At 64.3% G+C, this 20477-nt stretch carries 17 protein-coding genes; 8 read left to right on the forward strand and 9 right to left on the reverse strand.

Translation table 11 applies throughout. From position 1 onward, the window contains the following. Window positions 1–30: 30 nt before the first annotated feature. The 3 genes from CXY75_RS05630 to CXY75_RS05640 are packed head-to-tail and all read right to left on the reverse strand — an operon-like array spanning window position 31 to window position 3207. The gene (locus CXY75_RS05630) at window positions 31–1680 is read right to left on the reverse strand and encodes a tripartite tricarboxylate transporter permease (RefSeq protein ID WP_104081847.1); all 1650 of its coding nucleotides are present in this window, start codon (window positions 1678–1680) and stop codon (window positions 31–33) included. After that, window positions 1680–2207 carry a tripartite tricarboxylate transporter TctB family protein gene (locus tag CXY75_RS05635; protein ID WP_158251134.1) on the reverse strand — a complete coding sequence of 176 codons (528 nt, stop codon included), beginning with the start codon at window positions 2205–2207 and terminating at the stop codon, window positions 1680–1682. The genes CXY75_RS05630 and CXY75_RS05635 overlap by 1 nt, the downstream gene beginning before the upstream one ends. 1 nt (window position 2208) lies before the next feature. After that, entirely contained in the window at window positions 2209–3207 is a 999-nt protein-coding gene (locus CXY75_RS05640) for a tripartite tricarboxylate transporter substrate-binding protein (protein ID WP_104081885.1), read from the reverse strand. A 203-nt stretch (window positions 3208–3410) separates the two neighbouring features. Here CXY75_RS05640 and CXY75_RS05645 point away from each other — a divergent pair, with 203 nt between their 5' ends. Both CXY75_RS05645 and CXY75_RS05650 read left to right on the forward strand, forming a co-directional pair. After that, on the forward strand, window positions 3411–5117 hold the full coding sequence (locus CXY75_RS05645; RefSeq protein WP_233201751.1) for an ATP-binding protein: 1707 nt from the start codon (window positions 3411–3413) through the stop codon (window positions 5115–5117). After that, complete coding sequence (locus CXY75_RS05650; protein WP_199182374.1) at window positions 5110–5817, forward strand: response regulator; 708 nt, start codon at window positions 5110–5112, stop codon at window positions 5815–5817. The genes CXY75_RS05645 and CXY75_RS05650 overlap by 8 nt, the downstream gene beginning before the upstream one ends. Here CXY75_RS05650 and sepH read toward each other — a convergent pair. Continuing rightward, on the reverse strand, window positions 5814–6995 hold the full coding sequence (gene sepH / locus CXY75_RS05655; protein WP_104081849.1) for a septation protein SepH: 1182 nt from the start codon (window positions 6993–6995) through the stop codon (window positions 5814–5816). The two genes, CXY75_RS05650 and sepH, sit on opposite strands and share 4 nt — an antisense overlap. A 198-nt stretch (window positions 6996–7193) precedes the next feature. Between sepH and CXY75_RS05660 the strand changes: the two genes are divergently transcribed. Further along, window positions 7194–7487 carry a DUF4193 domain-containing protein gene (locus CXY75_RS05660; protein ID WP_104081850.1) on the forward strand — a complete coding sequence of 98 codons (294 nt, stop codon included), beginning with the start codon at window positions 7194–7196 and terminating at the stop codon, window positions 7485–7487. A 3-nt stretch (window positions 7488–7490) separates the two neighbouring features. Here CXY75_RS05660 and CXY75_RS05665 read toward each other — a convergent pair whose 3' ends face one another. Further along, on the reverse strand, window positions 7491–7961 hold the full coding sequence (locus CXY75_RS05665; RefSeq protein ID WP_104081851.1) for a DUF3093 domain-containing protein: 471 nt from the start codon (window positions 7959–7961) through the stop codon (window positions 7491–7493). Window positions 7962–7999: 38 nt separating this feature from the next. Here CXY75_RS05665 and dut point away from each other — a divergent pair, with 38 nt between their 5' ends. The 5 genes from dut (at window position 8000) to dxs (ending at window position 15054) form a co-directional block, all read left to right on the forward strand. Beyond that, entirely contained in the window at window positions 8000–8497 is a 498-nt protein-coding gene (dut, locus tag CXY75_RS05670; RefSeq protein ID WP_104081852.1) for a dUTP diphosphatase, read from the forward strand. Continuing rightward, a complete protein-coding gene (locus tag CXY75_RS05675) occupies window positions 8494–9123 on the forward strand; it encodes a DUF3710 domain-containing protein (protein ID WP_104081853.1) in 630 nt (209 codons plus the stop codon). The genes dut and CXY75_RS05675 overlap by 4 nt, the downstream gene beginning before the upstream one ends. A gap of 6 nt (window positions 9124–9129) precedes the next feature. After that, a complete protein-coding gene (locus tag CXY75_RS05680; RefSeq protein WP_104081854.1) occupies window positions 9130–9927 on the forward strand; it encodes a DUF3159 domain-containing protein in 798 nt (265 codons plus the stop codon). Between the two features lie 210 nt (window positions 9928–10137). Further along, a complete protein-coding gene (locus CXY75_RS05685) occupies window positions 10138–12984 on the forward strand; it encodes an aconitate hydratase (RefSeq protein ID WP_104081855.1) in 2847 nt (948 codons plus the stop codon). 120 nt (window positions 12985–13104) lie between these two features. After that, window positions 13105–15054, forward strand: coding sequence for a 1-deoxy-D-xylulose-5-phosphate synthase (gene dxs / locus CXY75_RS05690; RefSeq protein ID WP_104081856.1), 1950 nt, complete (start codon window positions 13105–13107; stop codon window positions 15052–15054). Window positions 15055–15163: 109 nt separating this feature from the next. On the opposite strand, the gene CXY75_RS05695 is transcribed toward dxs, so the two are convergent. The 4 genes from CXY75_RS05695 to CXY75_RS05710 all read right to left on the reverse strand — a co-directional run bounded on the left by CXY75_RS05695 (window position 15164) and on the right by CXY75_RS05710 (window position 20428). Then, on the reverse strand, window positions 15164–17329 hold the full coding sequence (locus CXY75_RS05695; protein WP_104081857.1) for a 3-hydroxyacyl-CoA dehydrogenase NAD-binding domain-containing protein: 2166 nt from the start codon (window positions 17327–17329) through the stop codon (window positions 15164–15166). Next, window positions 17326–18531, reverse strand: coding sequence for a thiolase family protein (locus tag CXY75_RS05700; RefSeq protein WP_104081858.1), 1206 nt, complete (start codon window positions 18529–18531; stop codon window positions 17326–17328). The genes CXY75_RS05695 and CXY75_RS05700 overlap by 4 nt, the downstream gene beginning before the upstream one ends. An 87-nt stretch (window positions 18532–18618) precedes the next feature. Further along, on the reverse strand, window positions 18619–19845 hold the full coding sequence (locus tag CXY75_RS05705; protein ID WP_104081859.1) for an HRDC domain-containing protein: 1227 nt from the start codon (window positions 19843–19845) through the stop codon (window positions 18619–18621). Continuing rightward, window positions 19838–20428, reverse strand: a complete 591-nt coding sequence (locus CXY75_RS05710; protein WP_104081860.1) for a DUF3000 domain-containing protein — start codon at window positions 20426–20428, stop codon at window positions 19838–19840. The genes CXY75_RS05705 and CXY75_RS05710 overlap by 8 nt, the downstream gene beginning before the upstream one ends. Between the last annotated feature and the right edge of the window lie 49 nt (window positions 20429–20477).

The raw sequence follows: 20477 nt of genomic DNA on the forward strand, positions 1-20477 counted from the left end.
CAGAGGGTTCGTCGCTTATCGAACCGAAGGCTATTTTCCGCGGCGCTCAGTCTGGGGGCGCACCACCCGAATCACCCGAGCACTTCCGTCCGAGGTCTGGGTTCCAAAAGCGTCGAACTCCACGGTCGACTCGGTGTCTTCGCTGTACCCATCGGAGTCGCCGCCCGCCTGGAGGCCGCCCGTCGGGCCGCCACGACCGAACCGTCGACGCACCGCCTTGATCACCGGTGGAACGACGAGGAAAAGCACGATCACGGTGTACGCCACGACGGCTACCGGCTCACTGAGCAGCGCTGCTGGATCGCCGGCACTGATCTGCAGCGCGCGGCGCAGCTGGCGTTCCATCTCCGGGCCGAGGATGGCACCGACAATGATCGGCAGCACCGGAAATCCGAAGCGCCTGGCCATGTAGCCCAGAGCGCCGAGCACGAGCAGAATGCCGATGTTGAAGGTCTGCATGCCAGCGGCGTACGCACCGAGCGTTGCGAAGAACAGGATGCCAGCGTAGAGGTACGGGCGGGGAATGCGCAGCAATTTGGCCCAGAGCGGTGCGAGCGGCAGGTTGAGTGCGAGCAGCAGGGTGTTGCCGATGAACAGGCTCGCGATCAGCGTCCAGACCAGCACCGGTTCCGTTTGGAATAGCAGGGGACCCGGGTGGATGTTGTACTGGTTGAATGCGGCGATCATCACGGCGGCGGTTGCTGTGGTGGGCAGACCGAGGGTTAGAAGCGGAACCAGCGTTCCGGCGGCGGACGCGTTGTTGGCTGCTTCCGGTCCGGCTACGCCCTCGATGGCACCGTGCCCGAACTGCTCAGGATGCTTTGACAGCCTCTTTTCTGTCACGTACGACAGAAATGTGGGAATTTCGGCGCCGCCGGCCGGGATAGCCCCGAACGGAAAACCGATGACAGTGCCGCGCAACCACGGCTTCCACGAGCGCTTCCAGTCCTCCTTGCCCATCCACGGCACACCGACCGGGATCGTCGGTGGTACTCCGTGACGCAGGTGCGCTGCGATCCACAGGGCTTCACCGACCGCAAACAGGGCGACGGCGATGACGACGACGTCGATGCCGCCCGAGAGCAGCGGCTGCCCGAACATCAGGCGCGGCTGACCGGTGGTGAGGTCCTGGCCGACCAAGCCGATGGTCAGTCCGATGAACAGCGAGGCGAGCCCGCGGATACGGCTCGAACCGAGCACTGCGCTGACAGCGACGAAAGCGAAGACCATCAGCGCGAAGTAGGAGGGAGCCCCCAGGCCGATCGCGATCGCCACGATGAACGGGGCGACTAAGACGAGGGCGCCGGTGGCGAGGGTACCGGCCACGAACGAGCCGATCGCTGCGGTCGCGAGCGCCTGAGCGCCGCGTCCGGCCTTGGCCATCTTGTTGCCTTCGAGTGCCGTGACGACCGACGAGGACTCGCCCGGTGTGTTGAGCAGAATCGAGGTCGTCGACCCGCCGTACATGCCGCCGTAGTAGATGCCGGCGAACATGATCAGCGACCCGGTCACGTCGAGAGCGTAGGTGAGCGGCAGCAGTAGGGCCACGGTCATGGCCGGTCCGATGCCCGGCAGCACGCCGACGGCGGTGCCGAGCAGCACGCCGATGAGGGCGAACAGCAGGTTCTGCGGGGTCAGCGCGTTGCTGAACCCCTCTATCAACAGGGTGAGGTTTTCCATCAGAGAATTCCCGTCAACAGGCCAGCCGGCAGATAAATGCCCAGGCCCAGCGCGAAGCCGTAGAACGTGCCAACGGCTAGAAGAATGCCGATCACGAGCGCCCAGATGAAGCGCCTTGAGCCGAGCAGCAGGGCGGAGCCGTAGAACAGCAGCGCGCTGCCGATCACGAAACCGAGAAAGTCCATCGTGAGGGCAAAGACGAAAATCAGGCCACCGAGGCCGAACACTGTCGGCCAGTGCGCCTTCTGAGTGAGGTCGATGTCCTCGCCGTCTTCGGCCTCGGCGTGGCCGCCCCGCAGCACAGAGATCGCCAGGGCGATCGCACACAGACCCAGGCCGGTCGCGATGACCGTGGGAACGACCTGCGGTCCCATCACGCCGGCATTGATGGCGGTGTGACGGATGTTCGCGGTATCGACCGCGATAACGATCGCGATCACGGCGAGCAGGGCGGCGACGCTGAGCTCTGATCTACCCTGCAGTCGGGCGCGGAGCCCGGCTGCAGGGGCGGTGCTGGGAGCGGACACGTTAGACCAGGCCCAGGGTCTTGAGCACGTCGGCGACGCGGGCGTCCTGCTCGCTGAGGAAGGTGCTGAAGTCGTCGCCGGTGATGAAGGCGTCGGTCCAGCTGTTGTCCTCAAGAACCTGCTTCCACTCGGGGCTGCCGTGCATTGCGGTGACGGCGTCCACGAGGCGGGCGATTTCGGCATCGGTCAGACCGGGTGCGGCCAAGAGTCCGCGCCAGTTAGTGAAGACCAGATCGATGTTCTCTTCGGTCAGGGTGGGGGCGTCGATGACCGGAACGCGTTCCTCGCTCGTGACAGCGAGCACCCGCAGGTCGCCCGACTTCACCTGCTCAAGAAACTCGCCGTAGCCGGAAGCTCCGAACGCCAGCTTGCCGCCTAGAATGGCCGGCAGTAGTTCGCCGCCGCCGTCATAGGCGACGTAGTTGACCGTTGTCGGGTCGATGCCGACGGCATCGGCGAGCTGCATGGGCAGCAGGTGGTCCGGACCGCCCGGGGAAGAGCCGCCGCCGACGGCAAAGTTAGCCGTGTCGGCTTTCCACGCGGTGACGAGGTCGTCCATTGTCCGGTACGGGGAGTCGGCGGCCACGAAGATCGCGCCGGCTTCTTCGATGAGTCCGGCGATCGGAGTTGCGTCGGCAACCTTGGCGTCACCCTCGTTGGTGTAGGCGGCGCCGACGACGCCGAGCCCCATCATGAGTAGAAAGTTGGCGTTGCCGGTTTCGGTCAGGGTGCGAGCGAGACCCACCGTTCCGCCGGCGCCAGCTAGGTTGGTGACCTCGGTGCCGGTGGCCAGACCCAGGTCGTCCATCACCTTGACCGCGGCGCGACCGGTGACGTCGTAGCCGCTGCCAGGGGCGTTGGGAATCATCACCTGCAGGCTGTCGATCGGGCCGTTGTCGGTAGCCTCGGTGTTCGTGGCGCTCGTGACTCCGCAGGCACTGAGAGCGAGTGCGACGACGCCGGCGAGAACAACAGTGCCCGCCGTTCGGCGGGTGCGCATGGTGCGTGCTGTGATTGGCATGCGTAAATCCTCTACGATTTCTGGCGAGCCTCGTTGCTGGCCGAGTTCAGCCTGCGTGGTGGGCAGGCCAGACACAACTTGTGACGTTAATGAACGTTGTGTAGCTTATGTTTGCGCCGTCGGCGACCGCTTCCGTAGGCGCGGTAATTTCGGTTTGACGCCGCGATGAGGGATTATTTCTTATGGCCAGAGAAGACCGACGGACCCTGACGCCGCGCCCACTCAGGTCGGGCATCCGCTCGAGCCGACTGAGCCTGACCCGCCAACTGTTACTTTTTCAGTTGAGCTTGATCGCCCTCGTGCTCGTTGCTGTCACCGCCATCTCGGTCGAGCAGACCCGCACAACCTTTGAGAGTGGGGCCCAGCGACGCATGCTGACGGTCGCCGAATACACCGCAGCGAACCCCCTCGTGCGCAGTCTGCTGGAGCGCTCTGCCGTGCCCCAGCAGCTCTCCGTTCCGGTCGAGGCCCTCCGCACCACGACCGGAGTCGACCAATTGCTCATAACGGATGCCGACGGCCGCATCATCGCGTCACCGGCCGATCCGCGAATGCTCGGCACTGACCTGGCCATCGATCCCACTCCCGACGAGTCCGATGCCGCGTGGGCCGGTGTCGCGCCGATCGGCGCTAACGATTACGTGGTCGCTGAGGTGCCGGTGCTGTCAAACTCCGGCGAGGTGGTTGGCTCGATTGTTGCCGCGCGTCAGTTTCCGGCCGGGGCCGAACTGCTGGCGAGCGCGGCTCCGAACCTGCTCACCTATGTGGGAGTAGCCGGAGTGCTCGGTGTCGCCGGATCCCTGCTGTTGGCGGCGCGGGTGAAACGGCAGACTCTCGGTCTCGAGCCGGAACAGATCGGGCGCCTGGTCGAGCATAGGGACGCCATGATTCACGGCATTCGAGAGGGCGTGATCGCCGTTGACACCGACGGCCTCATCACGCTCGCCAACGACAGCGCGCGCGCCCTGCTTGGCCTGCCCGCTAACGCCGAAGGCCGAGCAATCGACACGGTCGGCCTCGATGCCGAGGCCGTGCGGGCGCTGCGACAGCAGGAGATCGGCCAGATCGACACCGTCTTGGTGAACCGCGGGGTGCTACTCGTGCTCAACCAGACGGTCATTCACCCGCCCAGGTCCCTGCCAGAGGTTGTGACGTCCCTGCGCGACCGCACCGAGCTGGTCACGCTGCAACACGACCTCGGCAGTAGCCGGCAGGCCACCGATACCCTGCGTGCCCAAACCCATGAGTTTGCGAACCGATTGCACACCATCTCCATGCTTATCCAGCTCGGTGACACCGAAGCCGCGGTGGAATACGTCGATGCTGTGACCCGCGACCGCACTGATCTCGACAATTCCGTTCTCACGCGCCTGCAGGAGCCGGCGGTCGCCGCACTCGTGATCGCCAAGACATCACTCGCCCGCGAACGCGGTGCGACGCTCGTACTGTCGCCCGAATCGATACTGAGCCGCGTCGACGCCGACTTGTCTATCGACCTCGTCACCGTGATCGGAAATCTGGTTGACAACGCCCTTGATGCCGTCACCGGAGCGCCGAAGCGCAGCGTGCGGCTAGATGTACAGACCAATCCAGGTGGGGCTTTGCAAGTCGCCGCCGTGCGCGTCAAGGTGCGGGATTCCGGGCCTGGCATCGATGCCGCGTTGGTCGACCGCGTGTTTGAGACGGGAGTGACGAGCAAATCAACGTTGGGCGACACCGACACCCATGGCTACGGACTCGCAATTGTGCGCCTCGTCGCCACGCGTCGTGGGGGATCGGTGAGCTATCGCAACGATAACGGCGCCGTGGTGGAAGCCGTGCTGCCCATTCATGCCGATCAGCCACACCAGCCGGGTCGGGCAAACCACGAGGAGCAGGCCCGTGTGTGACGTACTCATCGTCGAGGACGATTTCATGGTGGCGCGCGCCCACGAACGGATTGTGGCGCAGCAGCCCGGTTTCACCGTCGTCGGCGTCGCGGCGACCGGGTCAGACGCGCTCGCCCGAATGGCCCAGTTTTCTCGAGAGACGGCCCCGCACCTCGTGCTGCTCGACATGTACCTGCCGGATATGACCGGCCTCGATGTCATCCGCCGGGCACGAGAAGCTGGGCACGGGGTGGACTTTCTCGTGCTGAGCGCCGCCCGGGAGGCTGACATGGTCACAGCGGCACTGCAAGGCGGCATCGTGAGTTACCTGCTCAAACCGTTTAAGATCACAGAACTGCAGTCCAGACTGGCTGGCTATGCCGAGCGACGACGACTGCTCGGCCGCAGCGGCGAGCTCAGCCAGAGTGATCTGGACCAGGCGCTCGGGAGTGCATCCGCTTTGTCTGCCCCAGAACCGGTCTCCGCCCTGCCGAAGGGCCTGAGCAAGGAGACAGCTGTGCTGGCCACTGCCGCCCTGGCGGGAAGCGAACCCGACCTGGCCGCGTCGGAGTGCGCCGAATTGCTAGGCCTGTCGCGGGTGGTGGCTCGCAAATACCTGGAGTTTTTCGTCGAAACCGGGCAGGCAACAGTCAGCTTGCGCTATGGCCAAACCGGCCGCCCGCAACGCCGCTACTCCTGGGTTGCCGCTCGGGCCGACTAGCCGAGGTCGTCGTCGGTGCGGGCACCAAACACGATCTCGTCCCAGCTGGGCATTGAGGCGCGCCCGCGCTTGGGCGTTGTGCGGCCGTGGTTGGTGCGTTCCTGCGCCCGCGCGGCCTGGTTGGCCCAGGCGTTGCCGGTGGGTTCCGGTGTGGTCGCCGGTGCCGCGCTCGACTCGTCGGTCAGTGCGGCGGCCGTCAGTGCGGCCTCGGCCGGTGCTGTTCGGCGTGGCCGCATCGATGCCGCGGCTGCGGTGGACTGAACCGGCGGCTGCGCGAGCCCCTGCGCCGAAGCGGATGCCGTCGGCTTGCCAGCAGCGCCGTCCCCGCTCGCAGCCGCCTCGCGTTCGCCGCGCCGACGACGCAGCGATTCCAAGAGGTCCGCGGTCTCGCTCATGTTCGAGGCCGGCTCAGCGGCGCGCTTGATCGCCGCTTTCGACACGGCATCGTCGCGACTGAGCGAGCGCGAATACGGCAGCGCCTCAAGGTTGGGGCTGGTGTCGTTCAAAATTTCGTCCGCGAGCGACTCTTTGAAGTTAAAGGCATTGCTGTCGAACCGCGACACGTCAGCCGCGCTCGTTTCCGAGCCGACCGCGCGCAGTCGGGGAATGAGCGAGCCCTTGAGCTCGCCCTGCTGGGAGAGTGCGATGGCCTCACTGCCGACCGGCGTCAGGGAATTCTTTTTCGGTTCGAAACCCCACCGCGCGTCGTGGTCGATCTCGTCGGCGGTGAACGATAACTTCACTATCCAACCGCCGCCCGGTTCCTTCCAGCTGGCCCAGCGTTCACCGGTGGCGCCCAGGGAGGCGAGGCGTTCGCGAATGACGCTTCCAAAGTTCACGTTTTCGTCGATCGGGTCCGGGTCTATGGCGGTGTGCACCGGCACGCTGAGCGCCGACGACACGATGTATTCCCGTTCAGCGACGACGGGGCCCTCGAAGCGGCGTACGTAGTCGAGCGAAGCGCCGGTGACGGCCGCGACATCTTCTGCGGACATGCCGGAGCGAATGTGCGCCTGAACTTCCCGTGGGGAAAGCTTGGGCGCGAGGCTCCGCTCCGTCTGGGTTTGGCGAAGCCGGGACTGTAGAACCTCGTCGATGGCGATGCGATAACGATCGCCATCTTCGGACGCTGCAAGCAGCGCACCGTTCTCAACCCCAATAACCTTCAATTCCTGCATGAAGACAAGCCCTCTCGCGATTACCGTTGCCTGCAAGACTGCCACGACTTGATGCCATTTCGCGGGAATACGCCGGGCGCGGCGCAAGTTGTTTCCTGCGTCCGAATAAAAGATTGGCGAATGGTTTGCTTTTTCAACTGGATTGTTGGAAACTGTGCCCGCCGATTTCGTTTATCGGCGTAACTGAAATGGATGGGCATGGCAACCGATTACGACGCACCCCGAAAGACTGAAGACGACTCCGAGTCGATCGAGGCCCTCAAGGAACGTGTGCCAGATAAAATGTCCGGCAGCGTTGATGTTGACGACTCCGACAACCCGGGTGGGTTCGACCTTCCTGGCGCCGACCTGTCCGACCTCGACCTCGATGTCGTCGTTCTGCCAGCGCAGGCCGACGAGTTCACCTGCGTTAATTGCTTCCTCGTGAAGCACCGCTCGCAGATGGGCCACGAAACCAAGTTCGGACATTTCTGCCTGGAGTGCGACTCTTAAGTACTACTCAGCTCGACCTGTATCACCCTCGTTGGCCGTACGCGATTGATTAATCGCTGCGGCCAACTGTCGTGGGTGACGGCTGGAGATGATCCAATACGGTGCGGGGTCGCTCGCATCGGTGATCGGTACGCGCACAACAGGGGCAATCCAGCCGCGAATGAGTAGCCAGGCGCGGGCATCCAGCCGGGGACCGCGTTCCTGGGTGGCCTCGACCTTGTCGAACCAGACAACTTCGCCCAGAAGGTCGGTAGAAATCGTGGCGGGCCCGGCGATCAGCTCGCCGTTCTGCACCCGCACAACGGGTGAAGCGAGCACCAGGAGCAGCACGCAGCCGCCGTATAGAACGGCGGCAGTGACGATGCCGGCTAGCAGCGAAATGGGAACGAGCACGAGGATGCTCGCGGGTATCACCAGCGCGGTGACAAGAAAGGCCCAGACGTTGGGCCACAGTTTTTCACGGTAATCAGGCATGGCTCTATTCGATCAGATATCTGCACTACCCTCGACACGTGACAGAAAGCGTCGAAGTACTGATCCAGGCATCCATTCTCCCCAACTACGCGCACCCCGGTGATGCCGGGGCTGACCTGCACTCGGCCGACGCGCTGGTGCTCGCCCCGGGTACCCGTGCACTTGTCGGTACCGGCGTGTCGATCGCCCTTCCCGACGGGTTTGCCGCCTTTGTCGTGCCGCGCAGCGGTCTCGCCTCCAAGCACGGCATCACTATCGTGAATGCTCCAGGAACAGTGGATGCCGGCTACCGCGGTGAAATTAAGGTGGCTCTGCTCAATACCGACCAGTTCGATTCGTTTACGATCAACATCGGCGATCGGATTGCCCAACTCATCGTGATGCCCGTCGCTCGGGCCACTTTCATCGCCGTCGACCGGCTGCCGGGCAGTGACCGCGGCGAGGGTGGTTTCGGATCAACCGGCGTGGCGGCTAGGACCCCGGATAGTGAACTAGTGTCGGGCGAATCCGCCCAGCGTGAAGGAGAAAATCGGTGACTGACACCACGAACGCGGGAGAGTTCCCGGAACCCCAGGCTAAATCGGCACCGGATGACCGTGAAAGCGATGGCCCGTTTGACGAGTCAGAAGCCAACCCGGTGCGGCCGTACGTCGACCTCGGCGGTATCAAGATTCTGCCGCGCGAGGGTTTACACCTGCGGCTGGAAATTGAAGAGGGCAGCAAGCGCGTCGTCGCCATCGGTCTCGACTTCGCCGGGTCTACCCTGCAGGTGCAGCCGTTCGCCGCGCCGCGTTCCAGTGGCCTATGGCATGAAATTCGCGACCAGATTGCCGACCAGATCGGTAAACAGGGCGGTACAACGACTCCGCGCGAGGGCCCGTTCGGCCTCGAACTCGTCGCCGAGATTCCCGTCGCGGCCGGCCAGGAAGCCGGTGGTGTCACCCGCCTGGCACGTTTCATCGGCGTCGACGGCCCACGCTGGTTTCTGCGCGGCGTCATCGCCGGCGAGGGCGCCATTGATCCCACCGCCGCAGCCCAGATCGAAGACCTATTCCGCAGCATCGTTGTCGTGCGTGGCTCCACCCCAATGCCGCCGCGCGATCTGATTCCCCTGCGTATGCCGGTCACGCCCGCCAGCGCGACCGAAACGACAGCGGTCTAGCCGAGCATGAGCGACACTCCCGGCCCGGACGACCGGCAGGACGAAGCGCACGCGCCGTCGCCCGAGCCCACGCCGACGGCTTCAGCCCTGTTCGCCGAGTCGATGGCCGGGGCTGCGCGACGCGCCGGGTTCGGCGCGGCGACCGAGGGGGAGGCGATCAGCGGCCAAGCCCTGCTGGCCGCGATGGGCGGCATCCGTGGTCTGATTGAAGCAGTACTCCCGGGCCTGGTGTTTCTGGTCACGTATACGCTGACCATCGACCCGTCGACCGATGTGACCCGTGACCCGATCGGTACCCTGCTTCCGTCGCTGGTGGCACCCCTCGTGCTCGGCGTGATCTTCGTCGCCCTCCGTGCCATCACCAAGCAGACGACGACGCCGGCCCTGGGTGGGCTGGTCGGAACGGCCATCAGTGTCGCGCTTGCCCTGTTCACCGGAAAGCCATCCGATTTCTTTCTGGTGGGTCTGTGGACCAACGCCGGCTACGGTGCTGCCCTGCTCGTGTCTGTGCTCGTGCGCTGGCCACTGATTGGCGTTGCCGTCGGGTTTCTGATGGGTGACGGCGTTGCTTGGCGGCTGGACGCATCGAAACGACGGGTCCTGACCGTTCTTACCCTGTGCTGGACGGGCCTGTTCCTCGGCCGGTTGGCCGTGCAGCTGCCGCTCTACCTCGCGAACAACGTTGAACTGCTCGCGACGATGAAGCTCCTGATGGGTATCCCGCTGTACGCGCCGCTGCTCGTGGTGTCCTGGCTGATGGTGCGGTCGGTTTATCGCACAGCGGATGCCGCCGAGTCGCTCTGATCGACGACTGCGCAGCGAGTGCGTCCTGCTACAGTTATCTTGACGTCAAGATAGTTGCCCGACGAAAGCTCGTCGGAACAACTCGATGGAAAAAGGCAGTCCCCGGCATCCGCTGGTAAGGCTTACCTTGCTAGCACGAGGTTGTGCTAGCGCACAAGAATTGAGGATTGCCGCCGGTTCCCCGTCGGCTCCTACAACGGAGAGGGCACTGTGTCGGATTCAAAAAGTACCGCGGTCAATAGCTTCGGAGCCAAAGACACCCTGCGCGTCGGAACAACAGACTATGAAGTCTTTCGTCTGGACGCGGTGGATGGTTACGAGAAACTGCCATACAGCCTGAAGGTACTGCTGGAGAACCTCCTGCGTACCGAAGACGGAGCCAACATCACCGCCGAGCACATTCGTGCCCTCGGTTCGTGGGTTCCCACCGCGGAGCCCGACACCGAGATCCAGTACACGCCGGCGCGCGTCGTCATGCAGGACTTCACCGGCGTTCCTTGCATCGTCGACCTCGCCACCATGCGTGAGGCCCTCGTTGACCTCGGCGGCGACGCCAAGAAGATCAACCCGCTCGCCCCAACCGAAATGGTCATCGACCACTCCGTTGTCGCCGACCTGTTCGGCACGACCGACTCGTTTGAGCGCAATGTTGAGATCGAATACCAGCGCAACGGCGAGCGCTACCAGTTCCTCCGCTGGGGCCAGAGCGCGTTCGACGACTTCAAGGTGGTCCCTCCGGGAACCGGAATCGTGCACCAGGTCAACATCGAATACCTCGCCCGCGTCACCATGACGCGAGAGGTCAACGGCGTCCTGCAGGCGTATCCAGACACCTGCGTTGGCACCGACTCGCACACCACCATGGTCAACGGTCTCGGCGTGCTCGGCTGGGGCGTCGGTGGAATCGAAGCCGAAGCTGCCATGCTCGGTCAGTCGGTTTCCATGCTCATCCCCAAAGTTGTCGGCTTCAAGCTCTCCGGCATTATCCCGTCCGGCGTCACCGCAACGGATGTCGTGCTCACCATCACGCAGATGCTTCGGGGGCACGGTGTGGTCGGCAAATTTGTCGAATTCTACGGCTCCGGCGTCGCCTCCGTGCCGCTGGCCAACCGTGCCACCATCGGCAACATGAGCCCCGAGTTCGGCTCGACGGCCGCCATGTTCCCGATCGACGACGTCACCCTCGGCTACCTGCGCCTCACCGGCCGTAGCGAGGAGCAGGTCGCGCTGGTCGAGGCCTACTCCAAGCTGCAGGGCCTCTGGCACAACCCCGACCTGGAGCCGATCTTCAGCGAATACCTCGAGCTCGACCTCTCCACGGTCGTTCCCTCGATCGCCGGACCGAAGCGCCCGCAGGACCGCATCGTTCTCTCCGAGGCCAAGACCCAGTTCGAACGCGACCTGGATAACTACGCCAGTGCCCCCGTCTCTCTCGTGGACGCGGCAATAGAGGGTACCTTCCCCGCCTCCGACCCGATCGGCCTCACCCCGCAAGACGAGGAGACGGCGCACAACCACGCGTTCGAGAGTGGCCTGGCCCGGCACACCAGCCATCCGACGCAGTCGCACCCGCAGCCCACCGACGTCACGCTCGCCGACGGTCGCGAGTTCACGATCGACAACGGGTCCGTTGCGATCGCGGCCATCACCTCGTGCACGAACACGTCAAACCCCTCGGTCATGCTGGCGGCCGGCCTGCTGGCCCGCAACGCCAGCCTGAAGGGACTCAAAAGCAAGCCGTGGGTCAAGACCACCCTCGCGCCGGGCTCCAAGGTCGTCACCGAGTACTACGCGAAGGCCGGCCTGAATGGCTACCTCGAAGACCTCGGCTTCTACCTTGTCGGCTATGGCTGCACCACCTGCATCGGCAACTCCGGCCCGCTCGCAGACGAAATCTCCTCGGCCGTGCAAGAGAACGACCTCGCCGTTACCGCGGTGCTCTCGGGTAACCGCAACTTCGAGGGACGCATCAACCCCGACGTGAAGATGAACTACCTCGCGAGCCCGCCGCTCGTTATCGCCTACGCCCTTGCCGGCACGATGAACTTCAACTTCGATACCGACTCGCTCGGTCAGGACACCGAGGGCAAGGACGTGTTCCTCAAGGACATCTGGCCCGACGCCGACGAGGTGCAGAAGACCATCGACGAGTCGATCGACTCAAACATGTTTGAGACCCAGTACGCCGGAGTTTTCGAGGGTGACGACCGGTGGAAGTCCCTGCACACCCCCATCGGTGACACGTTCGCCTGGGACGCCGAGTCGACCTACGTGCGCAAGCCCCCGTACTTCGATGGTATGACGCTAGAGACCAGCCCCGTTGTGGACATCTCCGGTGCCCGCGTACTCGCCAAGCTCGGCGATTCGGTCACCACCGACCACATCAGCCCCGCCGGTTCGATCAAGGCAGATGGCCCAGCCGGCCGCTACCTGGCAGAGCACGGCATCGCCCGCAATGATTACAACTCCTACGGCTCGCGTCGTGGCAACCACGAGGTAATGATTCGTGGAACATTCGCGAACATTCGTCTGCGTAACCAGCTCCTCGACAACGTCGAGGGTGGCTTCACCCGCGACTTCACCGTCGCAAGCGGCCCAAAGGCCGACATCTACGACGCTAGCCAGAACTACCAGGCTGCCGGCACCCCGCTGGTCATCTTCGGTGGCAAGGAGTACGGTTCGGGTTCCAGCCGGGACTGGGCTGCCAAGGGCACGAGTCTTCTCGGTGTCAAGGCCGTCATCGTTGAGAGCTTCGAGCGCATTCACCGCTCAAACCTCATCGGTATGGGCGTTGTACCCCTGCAGTTCCCGGTTGGCGAGACCGCCGACTCGCTCGGCCTCGATGGAACCGAGATCGTCTCGGTCTCCGGCATCACCGAGCTCAACAACGGCACCACTCCGAAGACCGTGCGCGTGACCTGCGCGCCGAGTGAATTCTCGGCCGCCGGCAAGGCGCCGGTTGAGTTCGATGCCATCGTGCGCATTGACACTCCGGGCGAGGCCGAGTACTACCGCAACGGCGGCATTCTGCAGTACGTGCTGCGTTCGCTCGTTTGAGCTAGTACGAGCTTTGCCAGCTGGCGCCCTGCCAGTATGACCCCGGCGCGTAGACTCGATTTATTCGGGACTGCGCGCCGGTTTGGCTTGATGTGTTTAGCGACCTGAAAGGTATGACGGATGATCCTTCTGGAGACGATTCACGGTCCCCGGGACCTCGATGGTCTCTCGAAAGAGCAGCTGCCTCAGCTGGCCGCTGAGATTCGCCGGTTTCTGGTGCGGGAAATTTCTAAAACCGGTGGACATCTGGGACCAAACCTTGGTGTGGTTGAGCTGACCATCGCCATCCATCGAGTCTTCCACTCGCCAACGGACGCGATCGTGTTCGACACCGGACACCAGTCCTATGTGCACAAGTTGCTCACAGGGCGTCAAGACTTCAGCAAGCTGCGCCGGACTGACGGGCTCGCCGGATACCCGCAACGTTCCGAGTCCGAGCACGACATCGTCGAGAGCTCGCACGCCTCGAGCTCCCTGTCGTGGGCGGACGGCATCTCCCGGGCCTTTGAGATGACCGGGCAGAACAAGCGGCACGTCGTTGCCGTTGTCGGTGACGGTGCGCTGACCGGGGGAATGACCTGGGAGGCCCTCAACAACATCAGCGATGACAACACTCGCAAGCTCATCATCGTGGTCAACGATAATGGACGCTCCTATGCGCCGACCATCGGTGGTATGGCACGCTTTTTGAACACGGTACGCACCCAGGCTGCCTACCGCGATGCCTACCTGACCAGCCAGAAGGTCTTCGACAAGCTCGGTGCGCCCGGCCGGGCCGTGTACCGCGGGGTGCGCGGCGGCCTGCACGGGTTTCTCAGCCGAGTCACCAACAACGAGGCGTTGTACTCCAATCTCGACATTAAATATATCGGCCCGGTCGATGGGCACGACGTGCACGCGATGGAGGAGGCGCTGGCCCAGGCCAAACGGTACGGGGCCCCCGTCATCGTGCATGCCATCACCCAGAAGGGCAAGGGCTACGACCCGGCCGTGCAAGACGTCGCAGACCAGTTCCACGCGGTCGGACAGATTGACCCGGAAACCGGGGAATCCGTCGAAGAACCTGGAGCGGCATCCTGGACGTCGGTTTTCGCTGACGAGCTGTTGCGTCTGGCGACCGAGAACGAGCGGATCGTGGGCATCACCGCCGCTATGCTGCGTCCCACCGGGCTGCACAAGATGGCCGAACGTTTTCCGGCCCGCGTGCACGACGTTGGCATTGCCGAACAGCACGCCGTGACGAGTGCAGCCGGGCTGGCCTTTGGCGGCCTGCACCCGGTCGTCGCGCTCTATGCGACCTTCATCAATCGTGCCTTCGACCAGGTGCTGATGGACGTCGCCCTGCACCGGGCCGGCGTGACCTTCGTGCTCGACCGGGCCGGCGTGACCGGGCCGGATGGCCCCAGCCACCACGGAATGTGGGACCTGGCCATTTTGCAGGTCGTGCCGAATATTCGGTTGGCTGCCCCGCGAGACTCCGTGCGTCTACGCGAGGAACTGGGCGAGGCGGTCGTCGTGGATGACGGACCCACGGTACTGCGCTACCCGAAGGGCACCGTCGGGCTCGAGTACGACGCCATTCGCCGTCTCGACGACGGCGTAGACGTGCTGCAAGAGGCCACCCAACGGGACGTGCTGATTGTCACGGTCGGTCCCATGGCCGCGCTGGGGCTCGAGGTCGCTGACCGGCTCGCCGCCCAGGGCATCGGGGCAACGGTCGTCGACCCCCGCTGGGTCGTTCCCGTACCGCGGAGCATCATCACCCTCGCCGCCGAGCACCGCATCGTCGTCACGATTGAGGACGGCATTCGGGTCGGTGGGATCGGCACGCGCATCCGTCAAGATTTGCGTGAAGCCGGCGTCGACACGGCGGTGACCGAACTCGGCCTGCCAGACCAGTTCCTCGATCACGGCACCCGCGCCGAAATTCTGGAGCGGGTCGGCCTCACCCCGCAGACCATCGCCCGCGACGTGGTGGCAATGGTGCTCGGCAGCAAGATTCCCAACGCCCGCCCCCTGCCCGAAGGCCACACCGACACCGGCGCCATCCAAGTAACCCGCCGAGACTAGCCCCCCGTCCCGGCTACGGACGGGGCCCGGGCCCCGTCCACGGGCCCAGTTTATAAACTGGGCCCGCGGACGTGAAGTGGGCCCGGTCAAGGGCCGTGCCCCGTTCTCGCTAGCTGTGAGCGGATGCTGCCCCGACCGCTGCGCCGATCCCGCGGATCGCCGGCGTATGGAAGGTGCCGCCGAAGACCCGCTCGCTCGCGCCGACCCGGTCGAGGTACGGGGTGATCCCGCCCATCTGGAACGGCCAGCCAGCGCCCAGGAGCATGCACAGGTCGATGTCCTCGGCCGCGTGTACCACAGTGGCGTCGAGCATCCGCTTGATCTCGTCGACCAGGCCGTCTTCGACCCGCTGCAGAATCTGTGCGGCCGTCATCGGCGTGCTGCCGCCGGCGACGATCTTCAGCGCGCCCTTGTCGAAACCGGTACGGCGGCCCTTACCGTCACGCTCGAGAATCTTGCCGTGTTCGGCGAGCTTGTGCAGATTATCGCTCTCGAAGAACCGGTCGGGGAACGCCGCATGGTGGGTGTCGAGCACGTGAGCGCCGACGGTGAGGCCGACCAATTCGAGCAGCTCGAACGGGCTCATGGGCAGGCCGAACGGCGCAACAGCGGCTTCAACGACCTCGAACGGGGTGCCCGTGTCGACGGCGTGCATTGCTTCACCGAGCAGCTTGGCGAGCACCCGGTTCACCACGAAGCCGGGCGTGTCCCGAGTGATTACCGCGTTTTTTCGCAGCTTACCGGCAACGACCATGGCCGTGGCGAGCGTCACCTCATCGGTCTGCGGAGTGTTGACGACCTCGATCAGCGGCATGACGGCTACCGGGTTGAAGAAGTGGAACCCAACTAGGCGCTCCGGATGCGTCAGCTTCGACCCGATCTGCTCGACCGACAGCGATGAGGTGTTCGTGGCCAGAATGGCCTCGGGGGAGATGAACTTCTCGATCTCGGCGAACACGTTTTGCTTGACGCCGAGTTCTTCGAAGACGGCCTCGATCACCCAGTCCGCATCGGAGAACAACGACTTGTCGGTCGTGCCCGTCACGAGGGCGCGCAGCCGGTTGGCCTCGTCGGGGGAGATGCGATTTTTAGCCTGGAGGGTGGCAATCTCGTCGTGAATATAGGCCACACCCTTGTCAACGCGCGCCTGGTCTAGGTCGGTGATGACGACGGGCACTTTGAGGCGCCGCACGAACAGCAGCGCGAACTGGCTGGCCATGAGACCGGCTCCGATCACGCCCACCTTGGTGATCGGGCGGGCCAGCTTCTTGTCCGGCGCTCCGGCCGGCCGCTTGGCGCGCTTTTGCACGAGGTTAAAGGCGTAGATGCTTGCCTGCAGTTGGTCGCCGGCGATGAGTCCGGCCAAAGCCTCGTCTTCGCGCTGAAAGCCTTCGGCACGAGTGCCACTCTTGGCGGCCTGCAGCAGGTCGAGCGCCACATACGGTGACGTGGCGACTTCGCCGATGCGGTTCACGAGCATCTTGCGGGCAATACCGATGGCAACGTCCCACTTGACCAGGCGTTCGATCTTGCCTGGTGTATTCGGTCGGGACACCTTCACCGTGCCGGCGATCACCCCGTCGGCCCAAGCAATGGACTCTTCGAGAAACCGCGCCGAGGTGAACATGACATCCGCGATACCGAGGGCGAGGGCATCCGCTCCGGTGAGGGTGCGGTTGTTCTTGAGGGGGTTCTCGATAATGACTTTCAGGGCATTTTCGATACCGATCAGGTTGGGCAGCAGGTAGGAGCCGCCCCAGCCGGGAATCAGGCCGAGAAAGACCTCGGGTAGCGCGATTGCCGGCACGGCTGCGTCCACCGTGCGATAGCTCGCGTTCAGGCCAACCTCGAGGCCACCGCCGAGCGCGAGTCCGTTGATGAACACGAACGACGGCACGCCGAGCGTGTCGAGCTTGCCGAGCGCGTGGTGGCCGAGCTGGCCGAGCAGCGCGCCGACTTCAAGCGAGGGAATCTCGGCAACCTTGCTGAGGTCAGCGCCAGCGGCCAAAATGAACGGCTTACCGGTGACGGCCACGCCGTGAATTTCGCCGCGCCCGGCGCGAGCCGTGAGCTCGTCCATGGTCGCGGCGAACTCGAGCAGGGTGACCGGGCCGAGGGTATTCGGCCGGGTGTGGTCGCGTCCGTTGTCGAGCGTCACGAGAGCCAGCGTACGGCCGGCGGAGAGTGGTACATCGCGCATGAAAGAATGTGTGACAACCTCGTCGCCGCTGATCGCAACCAGCGAGCTGAAGTCCAAAGTACTGTAGTCGGTCATCGCGTGGCTGCCTTCTTGTTGAAGTGCGGGTTTTCCCAAATCACGGAGCCACCCTGGCCGAGGCCGATGCACATGGCAGTGAGGCCATAGCGCACCTCGGGGTGGGACTCGAACTGGTGGGCGAGCTGATTCATCAGGCGCACCCCCGATGATGCAAGCGGATGCCCCATCGCAATTGCTCCGCCGTATTCGTTCACGCGGGGGTCTTCGTCATCGATGCCGAAGTGGTCGAGAAAGGAGATGACCTGCACGGCGAAGGCTTCGTTGAGCTCGAACAGGCCGATATCAGTTATGGACAGGCCAGCCTTGCGCAGCGCCTTCTCGGTGGATGGTATCGGGCCGAGGCCCATCACCTCCGGCTCGACGCCGGCGAAGGCGAAGCTGGTCATGGTCATTTTCACGCCCAGGCCGAGTTCCTTGGCCGTCGCGCCGCTGGCCAGCAGGCAGGCCGATGCGCCGTCGTTGAGGCCGGAGGCGTTGCCGGCGGTGACCCGTCCGTGTGGACGGAACGGAGTGCGCAGGGCTGAGAGGCCCTCCATAGTCGTGTCGGGGCGTGGTGCCTCATCACGGGTGGCTAGGCCCCAGCCCGATTCGCTGCGCGTGGCGACAGGAATCAGGTCAGGTTGAATTTTGCCCTCGGCATAGGCCGTAGCGACTTTCTGCTGGCTGCGCAGCGCAAACCGGTCTGAACGTTCCTTGGTATAGGCCGGGAAGCGGTCATGAATGCGTTCGGCGGTGGCGCCCATGTTGAGGGCGTCTTCGTTGACCAGCCGTTCGGAGAGGAACCGCGGGTTTGGATCGGCCCCAAAACCCATCGGGTGCCTGCCCATGTGCTCGACGCCGCCAGCAATGGCGAGGTCGTAGGCCCCGAACCCGATCGAGGACCCCATCATGGTCACCGCGGTCATCGCGCCGGCGCACATTCGGTCAATTGCGAAACCGGGAACCGATTTCGGCAGCCCGGCCAGCAGTGCCGCCGTGCGACCGAGGGTGAGGCCCTGGTCGCCGGTTTGCGTGGTTGCCGCGATCGCGACATCGTCGATGCGCTCCGCCGGCGCAGTGGGGTTGCGTTCCATCAGCCCGATAATTGCCTTGACCACGAGGTCGTCGGCCCGGGTGTTCCAGTACATGCCCTTTTCGCCGGCGCGTCCGAACGGGGTTCGAACCCCGTCCACAAAGACGACTTCTGTTCTCTCGGCCACAATGCCTCCCGTACGTGTTATCAGATCTGTTAGCTCTGCACCGATCCTAGGGTGGCGAAAATCACGGCCCGAATCGTTTGCTGGTTTCTACGACCCCAAATCCGAGGTCGCGTCGACAACTTGTGGAATCTCTACAAAAGCATCCGCAATTAATTGTGCAGTGACGTCAACTTGCCAGCGTCGCGCCCCTAAATGGGTCAACACCTGCGCAACGGATGCCGCATCCAGCGGCTCCGGCGGCGTCCAGGCCACCCGGCGCAGGTAGTCAGGGGTCAGCAGATTCTCCAGCGGAATCTCCAGCTCGTCGGTCACTGTCTGCAGGGCAGCCCTGGCGGCTTTGTAGCGCACGTCGGCCTCTGGGTTGCGATCGGCCCAGGCCCGCGGTGGCGGCAGGGTGTCGTTGCTTGCCTTGAGCGGGGGCAGGTCGGTACTTGTGCGGCCGCGCTGAATCGCGTCCCACCACCGGTCGAGCTCATTGCGACTGGCGCGTCCATTGAACTCGCGCAGGTCGGACAGCGCCTGCCGGGTCGCGGGAATCACCCGAGCGGCGGCGAGTAAGGAGGCGTCTGGAACGAGGCGCCCGGGGGAGACATCAACGTCGCGCGCAAATGCGTCGCGAGCCAGCCAGAGTTCGCGGGCGACAGCGAGGTTGCGCTGGCTGCGCAGCGAGTGCAGGCCGGACAGTCGACGCCACGGGTCGACCCGAGCGGCCTTGGCTTCCTTGGCCAGGGTCGCAGCGAATTCCTGATCGGCGATATCGGTTTTATTGGACTCCACCAACAAATCCACCATACGGTCCCGCAGATCGGGAAGCAGCTCAACGTCGAGGGCCGCGTAGACCAGCCACGATTCCGGCAGCGGCCTCGTCGACCAATTCGCCGCGGAGTGCTCCTTGGCGAGGTGAATGCCGAGCAGGTTTTCTACAACGGTGCCGAGCCCGACCCGGGGGATACCGAGCAGCCGTGCGGCCAGCTCGGTGTCGAAGATGCGCACAGGGTCGAGCCCGACCTCGCGCAGGCAGGCCAGGTCCTGGCTCGCGGCGTGCAGAATCCACTCCACATCCGTCAGGGCATCGTTCAACTCGCTAAAATCGCCGATCGGCGGTGGGTCGAACAGAAACGTTCCGGCGCCACGGCGGTAAATCTGAATGAGATAGGCGCGTTGCGAATAGGTGAAACCGGATGCCCGTTCCGCGTCGACCCCGACCGGCCCGTTTCCGGCGGCCAGGGCGGCCGTCGCGGCGAGGTACGCCGCGCGGGTATCCACGACCTGGTGCTGAACGAGCGTGGGTTGATTGGATTGCGATTCAACCACGGGCTGCTCGGCGTGCTGACAACATGCTGACTCCTTCCCCAGCGGGAGGGAGTCCGGCGAGCATGCACAGCAGCTCGCCCCACCCCTCGACGTGGGCGGTGAGATTGTGATCCAGGGGTGTCCACGACGCACGCAGCTCAATCTGCGCGCCATCTCCCTGTTTGGCGAGTTCGCCAAAGCCTGATGAGATTATTTTAGTCGCCGTTCCCGAGGCCGCGGTGTACTGCGCCTTGCGAGCGTCGAGGGCATCGACCAGCCAGGCCCAGGTGACCTCGGCGAGAAACGGGTCAAGTCCGATCTCGATCTCCAGTGGAGCCTGTGCGAAACAGACGACTCGAAAGGCGCCATTCCAGCCTTCCGGCTCGTCCGGGTCGTAGAGCAGGATGAACCGTCCAGTGCCCAGGTCGGAGTCGCTGCCGTGCCGCACCGGCGTGATGTCGCCGGATAGGGCGATGGAATAGGGCGCGAGTCGAGCCGGAGCCGTGATCTCGGAGACGACTAATTCGGCCCGACTCGTGGCGCGGCGAATCGCCGACACTGCCGCGGCAAACTCCGCGGGGAACGATTGTTCTGTTTCGGGCACGTTTGCAGACTAGAGTTTTTCTGGGTGTTGTCCGTGAGGCACGCCGACC

Origin of the sequence: Cryobacterium sp. Y11, assembly GCF_002929535.1 — a bacterium.
In the GTDB taxonomy this organism is placed as follows: Bacteria; Actinomycetota; Actinomycetes; order Actinomycetales; family Microbacteriaceae; genus Cryobacterium.